Here is a 13291-nt window from a genome sequence, read left to right as displayed (position 1 = left end):
TTTCTTTTTACCCAGATAAAGGTTAGAACGGAGGACGACTGCATTGATCGATTCGTTCAAGGAAAACGATCAATGGCTCATCATTTTCGGGAATCGGCTTATGATGCAAAAACCCGAGGATATGGAGCTTTTTCCATCCGAGTTAGGGAATTGGTTTTCCTATATCATTCATTTTCTGCAAGAGAATTCGATGATTGCTGCAATGAGTTCTGGATGGCGGCAACCTACGTCGTAAAAGGATTAGCGAGAAAAGAACCCCTGTTTGCCGTCGACCATTTCCACGAGACTGCGCGGCCGAATTTGTTGAGAATGATGGCTTGGCAGATTGGCTCAGAGCAAGGCTATACCTTCAGCGTAGGGAAGAACTATAAATTTATTGATCGCTACCTTCCGAATGAAGATTGGGACGCGCTGCTCCCGACCTATTCGCAGAATGGTTATGAACAAATGTGGCAGTCATTATTTACTTGCTATGCGTTATTCCGCACATACTCCAAGGCGGTGGCTGGCCGTTTCGGGTACCGGTATCCGGATTATGATGAAGTCATCACGAAGTATACTGTACATATTCGAAATTCATGGAGGTGAACGAGATAAAATGACCGCCATATCCCAACGACTCAGAGAAAGAACGCGATGAGTCATCCAGCGCTCTCAACGAAGATAATGCGATTTGATCTGTTGAAAGGATGGAATATACGAATGGAATTGACTATTCTCCTGACTGAACGGGAGAGTGAACGTAAGACAGGAATGGGGCCTGAGTGAACGGGAGAGTGTGCGTAAGACAGGAATGGGGCCTGACTGAATGGGAGAGTGTGCGTAAGGTGGCTGGAGGGGTAGTTACTCGCTTGGGTTCTCCACCGCTCAGTATGCCTGGTACCTGACCCGATGGGAGAGCAAACAAAAAGAGAAGGGGGTTAATTGGCGATGAACCGTCATTTTTTTCAATGGCTCTATCATCCGTCCAAGGAGTCGGGAAGGAATCTGCTGTTATAATCGAATTCCGCCTGAATATGAGGCGCCACTTCATAGTCCTCCGTATGAGGAGCAATTTGATGAAGGGCGTATTCCTTTGAATGCTACAGGATACAAGTGCCGGGAACGTTTTTTTTGCATCGTTCTTTCAAGATGTGCTATCATAGATACAGAGTACAACAGTTCGGAGTTCGGGGGTGTAACAGATGGAAGGGAATGATGGAACGGTTACGAAGTATGAGACGTTGCTGCATCATATTGAGGGCTTGAAGCCGGGAACGAAAATATCGGTGCGCAAGCTGGCGAAGGAGATGGCGGTGAGCGAGGGGACCGCTTACCGCGCCGTCAAGGAGGCGGAGAGCATCGGCATCGTCATTACGAAGGAGCGGATAGGGACGGTCCGCGTCGAGAAAAAGCCGCGTAATATGTCGGACAACCTGACCTTCGGTGAAGTGGTCGACATATTGGGCGGACATGTTCTGGGCGGCGCCAAAGGTCTTGAGAAGACGCTGAACAAATATGTCATCGGGGCGATGAAGCTCGATGCGATGGAGCGTTATATCGATGCCGGCAGCCTGCTTATCGTCGGCAACCGGGAAGATGCCCACCGGCTTGCCTTGCAACACGGCGCGGGCGTTCTTATCACCGGGGGATTCGGCACCAGCCGCGAGGTCAAGCTGCTGGCCGATGCGCTGAATCTGCCGATTTTTTCGTCGAAATATGACACGTTCACCGTTGCCTCGATCATTAACCGTGCGCTGTTCGACCGGTTAATCAAGAAGAAGATCATGATCATCGAGGATATCGTCACGTTGAAGTCGAAAATGTATGTGCTGCGTCCTTCGAGCACGGTGCAGGATTTCGAGCGGATGCGGGAAGAGACGGGGCACAGCCGCTTCCCGGTCGTGGACGAATGGAACCGCGTTATCGGAATGATGACGTACAAGGATATGCTTGGGGCGGATTCGCAGCAGACCATCGAGAGGCTGTACACGCGCAGCCCGCTGACGGCCACGCTGCAGACGACGCTGGCGACGGCGGCCCATACGATGGTGTGGGAAGGCGTGGAGCTGCTGCCTGTCGTCGATCGGAGCCGGAAGCTGATTGCCGTCGTGACGCGCCGCGAGGTGCTGAGCGCGCTGCGCGACGCGCGGCAGGAGACGCAATTGGGAGAGACGTTCGTTGATTTGATATGGAACGGGTTTGAGGAACAGCGGGACGAGGAAGGCAATCCGATGTTCCGTGGGGGAATTACGCCCCAGATGGTCAACGGCTTCGGCGCGGTGTCGGAGGGCATACTGACGACGCTGATGACGCAAGCCGCGTTGCGGGCGGTCAAGGAGATGCGGAGCTACGATCATGTGATGGACAATATCACCACGTATTTCGTCCGTCCGCTCCAGATTGAAGATGTCGTCACCCTGAAGCCTCAATTGATCGAAATGAGCCGGAAGTTCTGCAAGCTGGAGGTCGAGATTCGGCATGGAGAGGTGCTGGTGGCCAAAGCGATGATGACGATGCAGTCGATCGACCACGACTGATTCCCGCCTTTCAACGGCGAATAGCCTCTGCCCATCTCGGGCAGAGGCTATTGTCGCGCGCTGATGCGAGACGCACGCATGTATGACGGCTTATTTCAAGGAGCCGACCCCGTCAAGAATCCGCTGGAAGTGCATATGGTTGCGCACTCCGGCCAGCAGATTGAACAGTCCGATCAGCATAACGGCGGCACCGACAATGATGCGCATCGTCGAGGCGGAATACACGATCGCCTGAATGCCGGCCAGGCAGAGCAGCATTAGTCCCATGCAGATGTTCATTCGGGCGGTGAACAGGCCGCGGAGCACGGTGTCCGTCTGCCGCCGGGAGCGGATGCTGAAAAAGACGGACAGCACGGATGTGATGCACAATAACAGGAATAGCGTCCATTGAATCCATTCCATCAGGAAGAAACTCTCCTTCTCACTTGCTTTTCATAGGTTATGGCTGTCCCTAGTGTATCACAGAATCCGCCTCATCCCAATATTTAGGACACCTTCGCCGGAATATAAAGTTTGACATCGACCCACACGTGAAGGACGCCCTCGGTGACAAGCATCGTGCGCAGCAGCACGGTGTAGTCCTTTTCTTGCACATCGGGATATATCTTGTTGGCCAAGAGACCCTCGACCAGCTTCGAATGTTCGTCAATCTGGAAGACGTCCCTGCCCTTCAAGCCGGATAAATCCTTGAGCAGGCGGCGCCGAATCTCGGTCTCATGGGCCTGGGGAAGAGCCGTGCCCGTAGCGGGCTCATAAATATGAACCTCGATGCTCTTGATAATCGTCCGCCGATTCTTGTAGCGAAGCAGATCCTCCGCCTCCGCCTTATAGTGGGCCAGCCTGTCCTGCAGATCAATATTCATCATCATCAGCTCGTTGTATTGGTGCAGGTGCATGGCGTGGTATACCGCCGCGCCAATGACGGCTCCGACCAGGACGAGCGCGATGTCGCCCAGCCATCTAGGTACTGCCTTCAGCCGCATAGGCCCGCCTCCTCTCGCTGACGGCACCCTTCTGCGGCTAGATTCGGCTTCGGCATATCCATTGAATCAGCTCGGTTCCCATATGGGCGCCGATGAAGGAGACGACGATGTAGAGCAGCTGCTTGAAGACCGGGGAGAGGTTCCCGTCCAGGAAGTTGCTTTCAATGACACGTATCGGGTCGATCGTTCCGCCGACGGCGGCGACGACGGCCCATATTTTCAATTGCTCGGAAATATGCTGCATCGTATCGACCGGCGATTGCAGCGCGACGACGGCTCCGATGCCGGCTAGTATTGATCCGCCCAGCACAACGCCGAAGGCGATAAAAAAATCGATAAGCGCTTTGGACAGAAACGTACCCATTGAATGGCTTCTCCTTTCCTGCTCCCGCGGGTGCCTCCTGGCGGACAAGATGTCCTTTATACATATATAGAATTTCCGTGAAAAAATATGATACAATACAAGATAGACGAAAATATGTTCCCATACATGGCACGGCACAAGAAGGGGAGGGGAAGGCTATGGAACCGTTCGTGCACCTGCACGTTCACAGTGAATACAGCCTGCTTGACGGTGCGGCCCGCCTCGAGAAGCTGGCCGCCCGGGCGGCTCAATATGGGATGAAAGCGCTGGCGCTTACGGATCATGGGGTCATGTACGGGACCATCGCCTTCTACAAAGCATGCCTTGCGCACGGCGTCAAGCCAATTATCGGCATGGAAGCTTATGTTACGACCGGGTCGCTTCATGATAAAGGCTCCCGCAAGGAGCAGCCGAACTATCACCTGATTCTCTTGGCAAAAAATGAAGAAGGTTACCGCAATCTGATGCGGATTACGTCCATCGGGCATTTGGAAGGGTTTCATTACAAGCCCCGGGTGGACATGGACACGCTGCGCCGGCATGCGGATGGTATCATCGCGCTGAGCGCCTGCCTTGGAGGAGAGGTGTCCCAGCATGTGCTCCACGGGCAAGCAGAGGCCGCCCGGGAGGCGGCGGAACGTTACCGCGATATTTTCAAGGATGGATTCTATCTCGAACTGCAAGACCACGGGCTGCCTGAGCAGAAGAAGGTCAATCTCGGCCTTGTTGCCCTCAGCGAGGCGACGGGCATCCCGCTGACGGTGACGAATGACGTGCACTATATGGAGGAAGAGGACGCTGCGGTGCAGGATGTCCTCATTTGCATCGGCACGGGCAAGACGAAGGAAGACGAGGATCGGCTGAAAATGGGGACGACCCAGATGTATTTCAAGTCGGCGGAGGAGATGAACGCGCTGTTCCGCCACGTTCCGGAGGCGGTGGCCAATACGGCGCACATTGCGGAGCAGTGTCAGGTGACGCTGGATCTTGGCGCCTCGATTCTTCCTTCTTTCGAGCCGCTGCCGCCAGGGGTGCCCGCTCCCGATTATTTGCGCCAGATGTGCCAGGAAGGGCTTGAACGGCGCTATGCAGAGCTGCCCGCCTGGTCGGACGAGGAGTTCCGTACGGCCGCGCAGGAGCGGCTGAACTATGAGCTCGACACGATCGAGAAGATGGGGTTCTCCGATTATTTCCTTATCGTGTGGGATTTCATCCGCTTCGCGCATGAGCAGGGCATTATGACCGGGCCCGGCCGGGGTTCATCCGCCGGCAGCCTGGTCGCCTACAGCTTGCGTATTACGAATGTGGATCCGCTCAAATACCGGCTGCTGTTCGAGCGGTTCCTCAACCCGGAACGGATTACGATGCCGGATATAGACATCGATTTCAATGACGAGCGGCGCGACGAAGTCATCCGCTATGTTGCAGACAAATATGGCCATGATCGAGTGGCGCAGATCATCACTTTCGGCACGATGGCCGCGCGCGCGGCCGTACGGGATGTCGGCCGGGTGCTGAACGTGCCGTATAACGAGACGGATCGGGCCGCCAAGCTGATCCCGAACCAGGTCGGCATGACGCTGGCGAAGGCTCTGAACGCCAGCAGCGAGCTGCGTGAATGGAGGGAGCGCCAGCCCCGCATCGGCGAACTGCTCGACATGGCGGCGAAGGTGGAGCGGATGCCGCGCCACGCGTCGACCCATGCGGCTGGCGTCGTCATCAGCCGGGAGCCGCTGACCCATTATGTGCCGCTCCAGGCCGGGACGGAGCATGCGGCGCTTACGCAGTATTCGATGGAGCATCTGGAAGCGGTCGGGCTGCTGAAGATGGACTTCCTCGGGCTGCGCACCTTGTCCATCATCGAGCGCACGCTTGGTTGGGTGAAGAAGGATACGGGAGACGAGATTAGCCTGAGCGCGCTCGACGATATGGATCCGGCCACCTATGCGCTTCTTGGCAAGGGGGACACGACGGGCGTATTCCAATTGGAATCGGCCGGCATGCGCCGCGTGCTGCGGGAATTGAAGCCATCGTCGTTCGAGGACATCATATCTGTCCTCGCGCTGTACCGGCCGGGTCCGATGGAGTTCATCCCGAATTTTATTCAGAGCAAGCACGGCCTGAAGCCGGTAGAATACCCGCATCCCGATCTGGAGCCGGTTCTCCGGGATACCTACGGCATTATCGTCTACCAGGAGCAGATTATGCATATCGCTTCCCAGATGGCGGGATTCAGTCTGGGGCAAGCGGATCTGCTGCGGCGGGCCGTATCGAAGAAGAAGCGTGAAGTGCTGGATCAGCAGCGCCAGCATTTCGTGGAAGGCAGTCTGGGGCAAGGCTATTCGGCGGAAGAAGCGAACCGGGTGTACGACATGATCGTCCGCTTCGCCGACTACGGCTTCCCGCGTGCCCATGCGGCGGCGTATGCCGTGCTTGCCTTCCAGACGGCTTATCTGAAGACGCATTATCCGACAGAATTCATGGCGTCCATGTTGACGGCCAATATGGGGAGTCACCGGAAGGTGGCGGAATATATCGACGATTGCCGGCGGCTCGGCATCGAGGTGCTGCCGCCGGATGTCAATGAGAGCTTCGTGCCGTTCACGCCGGTTGCGGGCGGTATTCGCTTCGGCCTGGGCGCGATCAAGAATGTCGGCACGCTGGCGATCGACAGCATTATTCGCGAACGGCAGGAGCGGCCTTATGCGGATTTGCTCGATTTTTGCCAGCGGGTCGATCTGCGGGTCTGCAACCGCCGGGTGATCGAATCACTTATCCAGGGCGGAGCCTTCGATTCCTTGCCGGGGCATCGCGCCCAGTTGCTCGCCATGATCGACGAGACGCTGGAGGCAGCCGCGAAGTGGCGCAAGGATCGGGAAGATTTGCAGATCCAATTCCTCGATCTCGTCGAGGTGAATAACTGGAGAATCGATTATCCCGATGTCCAGCCGCTTACGATGTCGCAGCAGCTGGAGCTGGAGCGTGAACTGCTCGGTCTTTATCTGTCCGGACATCCGTTGGACGAATATGATCAATTGCTGGAGGAGCTCGACACCGACCGGCTTGTCGACCTGCACGAAGCGCCTGACGAGAGCGAGTGCATCGTCGCCGGCATGATCGTGTCGCTCCGCACCATTACGACGAAGAAGGGCAAGCCGATGGCCTTCGCCGAGCTGGAGGACCGCGTGGAACGGGCCGAGGTCGTGCTGTTCCCCGAAGTGTGGAAGCGGGCGGAGCGGCTCGTCGGCAAGGGCGCGCTCGTGGCGGTGCAGGCGAAGGTGCAGCTTGAGGACGAGGGCTTCAAGCTGCTCGCCCACGAGGTGGTGCCGCTCGAGGCCGGCGCGGTCTCCGGCCTGGCGAAGCGCATCGCCGCCCGGCGGAGGAAGCCGCTTGCCGCAGGGATGCGCGTGCCGGACATCGCAGCGCCCGCAGCGGCCGAGGCCGCCGGACACCGCGCTGCGCCGCAGCGCCCGGCTCCGGCCCGCCAGCCGCAGCAGGCGCCAGCGGCGGGCCAAGAGCGCGCCGCGCGGGGTGAAGCGCCAGCGCGTCTACATCAAGATTACGGCCGACCGCGAGCGGCCGGAACTGCTGGAGGAGCTCAAGCGGCTCCTCCAGACGCAGCCCGGCCCGCTGCCGACCGTCCTGTTCTACGAGCGCGAACAGCATCTGCTCGCGCTGAACGACTCGTACGCGCTGAAGCCTTCGCCGGACCTGTTCAAGCGCATCGAGGCGCTCTTCGGCGAAGGAAGCGTACGCGTAAAATAATGATGAAGCGTTGAACATTTCCCCGCCCTTCCGCATACATTTTAGATACGTCTCAGATGCAGGAGACAAGTCCGAACGGAGGACAGGGAAGGGAGGGGATGGCCATGCCGCTCGATTTGGCCGAGCAATGGCTCAACCGGCGGGGTGTCACCCTGGACAGCATCGCGGACATCGTCTATCAGCTTCAGTCGCCTTACAATGCGTCTCTGACGATGGAAGCGTGCCTGGATAGTGTGCGGACGGTAATCCGCAAGCGGGAAGTCCAATACACGCTCATTACCGGCATTGCGCTGGATGAGCTGGCGGAGCAGAAACGGCTGCCTGAGCCGCTGCAATCGATTATGGAGGCGGATGAATCCTTGTACGGGGTGGACGAAACGCTCGCGATGGGGATTACGAACGTATACGGCATGATTGGGTTAACGAGCTTCGGCTATTTGGACAAAGCAAAAATCGGCGTCATCCGCGAGCTCAACGATAACCGGGAACAGGTGCACGTCTTTCTCGACGATATCGTCGCCGGATTGGCGGCGGCCGCTTCCGCCCGCATCGCGCACCGGAACCGGGACGCGCGCAGCTACGATGCGGCAGATGACGCGCTGTAGCTTGAGCGGATGCCCCGAGGACTCCCCTGACATACATGACGGCTAGCGATTCCACCGGATTTGGTTGCGGTGAAAATGTCAATTATGTTATCATAATGGCATTATATGAGCCGTACTTGGGACGTTAGGGGGGTCATACGCGCATGTGGACAGTCATCTACATCGCTCCGACTGCCAATTTAGCAGAGAAGATCCGGATCAGATTGACAGAGGAAGGATTTCTCGTTCAGGTTCGCCCTGTCCATCTCTCCAAACAACAATTTGAAATCCTGGTACCTTCCGGGGAAGTCGAGGAAGTTCAAGAGGTGCTCAATTCGATTTTGCATGCATGAGACGGCTGATGGATGAACGCTAGGTTGTTCAGACAGCCGATTTTTATTGCCTGCGGTTAGGACAATCTCTGGGGAGCCGCAAGACTGCTCCTTGCTGAGAAATCACGCCTAAAGAGGTGTAACGGGTGTTTAAAGACTTATTTCAAAAGAAAAAGTACGCAACAGTGCCTTCGCCGATGATGAACGATGATCGTCCTAAGCGTGAAATACCCGAAGGGTTAATGAACAAATGCCCGAAATGCGGCACGATTCAGTATCATAAAGAATTGCAAAAAAACCTGAAGGTATGCTCGGAATGCAATCATCATCTGCGATTGAATGCGTGGGAACGCATCGAAATGACCTTGGATGAAGGCCGTTTCTTTGAATATGACGCGGAAATGGATTCTGTCGACCCGCTTCAATTCCCGGATTATATGGAGAAGCTGAACCTTCAAAAAGCAAAGACGGGCTTGAAAGAAGCTGTAATCACCGGGGAAGGCACCATTGGCGGTTATCCGGTTGTGGTTGCCGTCATGAGCTTCGAGTTTTTCACGGGGAGCATGGGTTCAGTCGTCGGCGAGAAGGTGACGCGCGCGATTGAGACGGCGCAGCAGAAGCAATATCCTCTGATCATCTTTTCCACCTCTGGTGGTGCGAGGATGCAGGAAAGCATTCTGAGCCTGATGCAAATGGCGAAGACGAGCGCGGCGTTGGCCAAGTTCCATGAGGCCGGCGGTTTGTACATTTCCGTCTTCACCGATCCGACGATGGGCGGCGTATCGGCCAGCTTCGCGATGCTTGGCGACATTATTATTGCGGAGCCGGGCGCACGAATTGGCTTTGCCGGACGAATTGTCATCGAGCAAACGATTCGCCAGAAGCTGCCGGACGAGTTCCAGACGGCGGAATTTAACTTGAAGCACGGACAGATCGATCTGGTCGTTCCGCGCAAAGACATGCGCCAAACACTGATCAAGCTGATTGATCTGCATACCGTGAAAGGAGAGGTGACGCATGGCGGGTGAGCTTCCGTTCGAGCAGCCTTTGGTAGAGTTGAAGAATAAAATAGACGAGCTTAAGCGGTTCGGCGAAGAAAAGAACATTGACTTTACTGAAGAGATCGCCCGGTTGGAGCAGCGTTACGCCAAACTGGCCGAGGACATTTACACCACGATCAGTCCGTCGCAGAAGATGCAATTGGCACGACATCATCAACGTCCGACCGCGCTTGATTTCATTCAGCATATTTTTACCGATTTTATCGAAATGCACGGAGACCGCTTGTTCGGCGACGATCTGGCGATCGTTGGCGGATTGGCGCGTCTGAACGGCATTCCCGTCACGGTTATCGGCCATCAGCGAGGGAAAGATACGAAGGACAATATTGCGCGCTTCTTCGGCAGCCCCCATCCAGAAGGCTTCCGCAAGGCGCTGCGCCTGATGCAGCAAGCGGACAAGTTCAACCGACCGATCATTACGTTCATTGACACGAAGGGTGCCTATCCAGGCAATACGGCGGAAGAGCGAGGCCAATCCGAAGCGATCGCCCGCAACCTGCGGGATATGATGCTGCTCCGCGTGCCGGTCATTTGCGTCGTCATCGGCGAAGGGGGCAGCGGCGGAGCGCTGGCATTGGGTGTGGGCAACCGCGTGCTGATGCTTGAAAATGCGATCTATTCCGCCATCTCTCCGAACGGTGCGGCCTCCATTTTGTGGAAGGATGCATCGAAGGCCGATCAGGCGGCGGAAGCGATGAAGATTACGGCAGACGATCTGAAGGAAATGGACATCATCGAGGAGATCATTCCCGAGCCGCAGGGCGGAGCTCACAAAGATGTGCCGGCTGCCTCGGCCGAAGTCAGAGAAGCGCTTGTCCGCCATCTGGCAGAACTGCTGGAGATGAGCGCCGATGAACTGCGGGAGGACCGGTATGAGAAATTCCGCCGCATCGGGGTATTTGAAGAACATACCAAGGTAGGAAGTACCGAATCATAAAAACGGTATATGCTGGTAAAACTAAATATTATGATAATCTTCATATACAAACTTGCCGAATTATAGTAAATTAGATAGATGAGAGCATACGCAAGATATGCAACAATAGACATAAAAAGAGAGCACAACATTGGAGGAAACTCATATGCGTAAAACGAAAATTGTCTGTACGATCGGTCCTTCCAGCGAATCCTTGGAAAACATCAAGAAATTGATTATTGCCGGCATGAACGTCGCTCGTCTGAACTTCTCGCACGGCGACTTCGATGAGCACGGCAACCGCATCAAAAATATTCGCCAGGCTTGCGCCGAGCTGAACAAGACAGTTGCTGTTCTGCTCGACACGAAAGGCCCGGAAATCCGTACGGGAAAATTGGCGGTAGAGCCGATTGACCTCGTTCAGGACGAATATGTCACATTGACCACGGAAGAAATTTTGGGAGACAAGGACCGCATCTCGGTTACATATAAAGAATTGCCGCAAGATGTGGAAGTAGGTTCGACGATTCTGATCGACGACGGTCTGATCGGACTGTCTGTCGTTGATATTCAAGGCACGGAAATCAAATGTAAAATCGTTAACGGCGGAACGATTAAGAGCAAAAAAGGCGTAAACGTTCCAGGCGTGAAGATTTCTCTGCCAGGTATTACAGAGAAGGACGCAAATGATATCCGATTCGGGATTGAACAGGGTGTCGACTTTATTGCGGCTTCTTTTGTGCGTAAAGCGAGCGACGTCATGGAAATCCGCAACCTGCTCGAAGAGAACAACGGAGGCCACATCCAAATCATCTCGAAAATCGAGAACCAAGAAGGCGTGGACAACCTCGACGAGATTCTGGAAGTGTCCGACGGTCTGATGGTTGCACGCGGAGACCTCGGTGTCGAAATTCCGGCGGAAGAAGTTCCGCTCGTTCAGAAGCGAATGATTGAGAAGTGCAACCTGGCCGGGAAGCCAGTCATTACTGCAACGCAAATGCTTGATTCCATGCAGCGCAACCCGCGCCCTACCCGCGCCGAAGCGAGCGATGTGGCGAACGCCATCTTCGACGGCACGGATGCAATCATGCTGTCGGGCGAGACGGCTGCAGGTAAATATCCGGTAGAGTCGGTGCTGACAATGTCCCGTATTGCGGAGAAGGCGGAGTCTGCACTCGAGTATCATGAGCTTCTGGCGAAGCAAAGCTCGAAGCAGCAGGCGACTGTAACCGACGCAATCAGCCAAGCGGTAGCGAACTCTGCATTGGAACTGGATGCGAAGGCAATTATCAGCTCTACGCAGACAGGCTATACGGCACGAATGGTATCCAAATACCGTCCGAAGGCGCCAATCATCGCCGTCACTCCATCGGAGCAAGTGATGCGCGGACTGTGCCTGTCCTGGGGCGTCGTTACCGTCAAGAGCGAAGCGGCTAATTCGACGGACGAAATGTTCGATGAAGCGGTTCGCGGCGGCGTGAAGACGGGCATCGTATCCGAAGGCGACCTCGTCGTCATTACGGCTGGCGTGCCTACCGGCTGCGCTGGTTCGACGAACTTGATCAAGATTAGCCAAATCGGCCAAAGCCGCCTTTCCTAATCGGCAGCTTTTGATACGGATATTGATTCCATAAAAACAAGCAGAAGCAATGGTGCAACCGCCATTGCTTCTGTTGCATTTGTGAGCGAAGGCTCCATAGGATACAATAGGGGGGAACAGGAATGAGCGATTCCGAAATGAACACGCAAGCCGCGTGGTATGGATTTCCGCTCCGTGTTAGATATCAGGAGACCGACCGGATGGATGTCGTATTCCATGGCAATTACGTCACCTGGTTCGAGGTGGGCCGGACTGAATGGATTCGGGCCCAAGGCTTAACCTACCGTGAACTGGAAGCGCGGGGATTGCTGTTGCCGGTCGTCGACCTGCATCTGCATTTTATGCGCCCGGCTGTATATGACGATACGGTTGTCGTGTTCACGAAGCTCATTCAGCGGACACCTCTGCGCCTCACCTTCGCCTCCAGCATCTGCCGTGCAGGGGAGGAGGGTGCCGAAGCCGGCTGGTATGTTGAGCCGGAAGGCGAGCGCCTCGTTGAAGGCGAGACGACGTTGGCTTGGCTGAACGCGAACTGGAGACCTGCCCGAATCGAGCGGGAAGCTCCTGATGTATGGGAGCTGCTGAAGCAGGCATGCCCTTGACACTCCTTCAGGGCTGCTCTGGCGGTCATTCGCGTTGCGGATCGGCTGGCCATCGGCCGCGAGCAAAGGAGATAATGTAGCAGCTGTGTTCGCGCAAGCCTCGGCTTCGCAGCTACAGTATGAACTTTAGTGGGAAGGAGATGCGAGCATGAACCCGATCATGATAGGCATACTTATCGTATTGACCTTAATTCCGGCTTTGGAGATATATGGGTTCCTCCTCGTCAGCGGCTGGATAGGAGGGTGGAACACGTTCCTCCTGATCCTTTTGACCAGTGTGATCGGCGCGATCATCGCACGCTACGAAGCGGCTCAAGTATGGGGAGAGGCCCAGAAGCAGCTTCAAGCGAGACAGGTTCCGGGGCGGGCGGTCATTGACGGGCTATGTATATTGGCTGGCGGCGTGCTGCTGCTGACCCCCGGGTTTTTCACGGATATCGTGGGCTTCACGCTCGTGTTTCCGCTGACCCGGCCCCTATACAGGCATTACTTGCTCAAATGGATTGAAAAGAAAATGAAGGATGGCAGCTTCATCTACTATAAGCGATATTGATGAGGTGCGCCT

11 protein-coding genes and 2 pseudogenes are annotated in these 13291 nt (G+C 55.6%); 10 read left to right on the top strand and 3 right to left on the bottom strand.

Going from position 1 to position 13291, the window contains the following annotated elements:
• Positions 1–46: 46 nt before the first annotated feature.
• Positions 47–588 (top strand): annotated as a pseudogene (locus tag FLT43_RS08765) (aminoglycoside 6-adenylyltransferase); the annotation flags it as partial.
• 596 nt (positions 589–1184) lie between these two features.
• The gene (locus FLT43_RS08760; RefSeq protein ID WP_087445241.1) at positions 1185–2519 is read left to right on the top strand and encodes a DRTGG domain-containing protein; all 1335 of its coding nucleotides are present in this window, start codon (positions 1185–1187) and stop codon (positions 2517–2519) included.
• A gap of 90 nt (positions 2520–2609) precedes the next feature.
• Here the strand turns inward: FLT43_RS08760 and FLT43_RS08755 are convergent, their stop codons facing one another.
• From FLT43_RS08755 to FLT43_RS08745, 3 genes are all read right to left on the bottom strand, one after another.
• Positions 2610–2921, bottom strand: coding sequence for a YtpI family protein (locus FLT43_RS08755; protein WP_087445242.1), 312 nt, complete (start codon positions 2919–2921; stop codon positions 2610–2612).
• 83 nt (positions 2922–3004) lie between these two features.
• Positions 3005–3502 carry a sporulation membrane protein YtrI gene (locus tag FLT43_RS08750; RefSeq protein WP_087445243.1) on the bottom strand — a complete coding sequence of 166 codons (498 nt, stop codon included), beginning with the start codon at positions 3500–3502 and terminating at the stop codon, positions 3005–3007.
• Positions 3503–3539: 37 nt separating this feature from the next.
• Positions 3540–3866 carry a YtrH family sporulation protein gene (locus tag FLT43_RS08745; RefSeq protein WP_087445244.1) on the bottom strand — a complete coding sequence of 109 codons (327 nt, stop codon included), beginning with the start codon at positions 3864–3866 and terminating at the stop codon, positions 3540–3542.
• A 158-nt stretch (positions 3867–4024) separates the two neighbouring features.
• Here FLT43_RS08745 and FLT43_RS08740 point away from each other — a divergent pair.
• From FLT43_RS08740 to FLT43_RS08705, 8 genes and pseudogenes are all read left to right on the top strand, one after another.
• A pseudogene (locus FLT43_RS08740) lies at positions 4025–7631 on the top strand (DNA polymerase III subunit alpha).
• A 104-nt stretch (positions 7632–7735) separates the two neighbouring features.
• Entirely contained in the window at positions 7736–8236 is a 501-nt protein-coding gene (locus FLT43_RS08735; protein ID WP_087445246.1) for a phosphatidylglycerophosphatase A family protein, read from the top strand.
• Between the two features lie 143 nt (positions 8237–8379).
• Positions 8380–8568: a glutamate decarboxylase gene (locus tag FLT43_RS08730; protein WP_087445247.1), complete on the top strand. Its 189-nt coding sequence runs from the start codon at positions 8380–8382 to the stop codon at positions 8566–8568.
• A gap of 125 nt (positions 8569–8693) precedes the next feature.
• Positions 8694–9575 carry an acetyl-CoA carboxylase, carboxyltransferase subunit beta gene (accD, locus tag FLT43_RS08725; RefSeq protein ID WP_087445248.1) on the top strand — a complete coding sequence of 294 codons (882 nt, stop codon included), beginning with the start codon at positions 8694–8696 and terminating at the stop codon, positions 9573–9575.
• Positions 9565–10545, top strand: a complete 981-nt coding sequence (accA, locus tag FLT43_RS08720; RefSeq protein WP_087445249.1) for an acetyl-CoA carboxylase carboxyl transferase subunit alpha — start codon at positions 9565–9567, stop codon at positions 10543–10545. Before accD ends, accA begins: the two co-directional genes overlap by 11 nt.
• Positions 10546–10690: 145 nt before the next feature.
• Positions 10691–12124 carry a pyruvate kinase gene (gene pyk / locus FLT43_RS08715; RefSeq protein WP_087445250.1) on the top strand — a complete coding sequence of 478 codons (1434 nt, stop codon included), beginning with the start codon at positions 10691–10693 and terminating at the stop codon, positions 12122–12124.
• A gap of 122 nt (positions 12125–12246) precedes the next feature.
• Positions 12247–12726, top strand: a complete 480-nt coding sequence (locus tag FLT43_RS08710) for an acyl-CoA thioesterase (RefSeq protein WP_087445251.1) — start codon at positions 12247–12249, stop codon at positions 12724–12726.
• Positions 12727–12874: 148 nt separating this feature from the next.
• Positions 12875–13279 carry an FxsA family protein gene (locus FLT43_RS08705; protein WP_087445252.1) on the top strand — a complete coding sequence of 135 codons (405 nt, stop codon included), beginning with the start codon at positions 12875–12877 and terminating at the stop codon, positions 13277–13279.
• Positions 13280–13291: the final 12 nt, after the last annotated feature.

Origin of the sequence: Paenibacillus thiaminolyticus, assembly GCF_007066085.1 — a bacterium.
Classification (GTDB): Bacteria; Bacillota; Bacilli; order Paenibacillales; family Paenibacillaceae; genus Paenibacillus_B; species Paenibacillus_B thiaminolyticus.
This window is presented reverse-complemented; position numbering and strand designations above follow the sequence as displayed.

What these genes read in the sequence shown, in the direction of transcription:
- FLT43_RS08760 (WP_087445241.1), top strand. Translation starts at nt 1,185, where the DNA reads ATGGAAGGGAATGATGGAACGGTTACGAAGTATGAGACGTTGCTGCAT.
- FLT43_RS08755 (WP_087445242.1), bottom strand. Translation starts at nt 2,921, where the DNA reads ATGGAATGGATTCAATGGACGCTATTCCTGTTATTGTGCATCACATCC.
- FLT43_RS08750 (WP_087445243.1), bottom strand. Translation starts at nt 3,502, where the DNA reads ATGCGGCTGAAGGCAGTACCTAGATGGCTGGGCGACATCGCGCTCGTC.
- FLT43_RS08745 (WP_087445244.1), bottom strand. Translation starts at nt 3,866, where the DNA reads ATGGGTACGTTTCTGTCCAAAGCGCTTATCGATTTTTTTATCGCCTTC.
- FLT43_RS08735 (WP_087445246.1), top strand. Translation starts at nt 7,736, where the DNA reads ATGCCGCTCGATTTGGCCGAGCAATGGCTCAACCGGCGGGGTGTCACC.
- FLT43_RS08730 (WP_087445247.1), top strand. Translation starts at nt 8,380, where the DNA reads ATGTGGACAGTCATCTACATCGCTCCGACTGCCAATTTAGCAGAGAAG.
- accA (WP_087445249.1), top strand. Translation starts at nt 9,565, where the DNA reads ATGGCGGGTGAGCTTCCGTTCGAGCAGCCTTTGGTAGAGTTGAAGAAT.
- pyk (WP_087445250.1), top strand. Translation starts at nt 10,691, where the DNA reads ATGCGTAAAACGAAAATTGTCTGTACGATCGGTCCTTCCAGCGAATCC.
- FLT43_RS08710 (WP_087445251.1), top strand. Translation starts at nt 12,247, where the DNA reads ATGAGCGATTCCGAAATGAACACGCAAGCCGCGTGGTATGGATTTCCG.
- FLT43_RS08705 (WP_087445252.1), top strand. Translation starts at nt 12,875, where the DNA reads ATGAACCCGATCATGATAGGCATACTTATCGTATTGACCTTAATTCCG.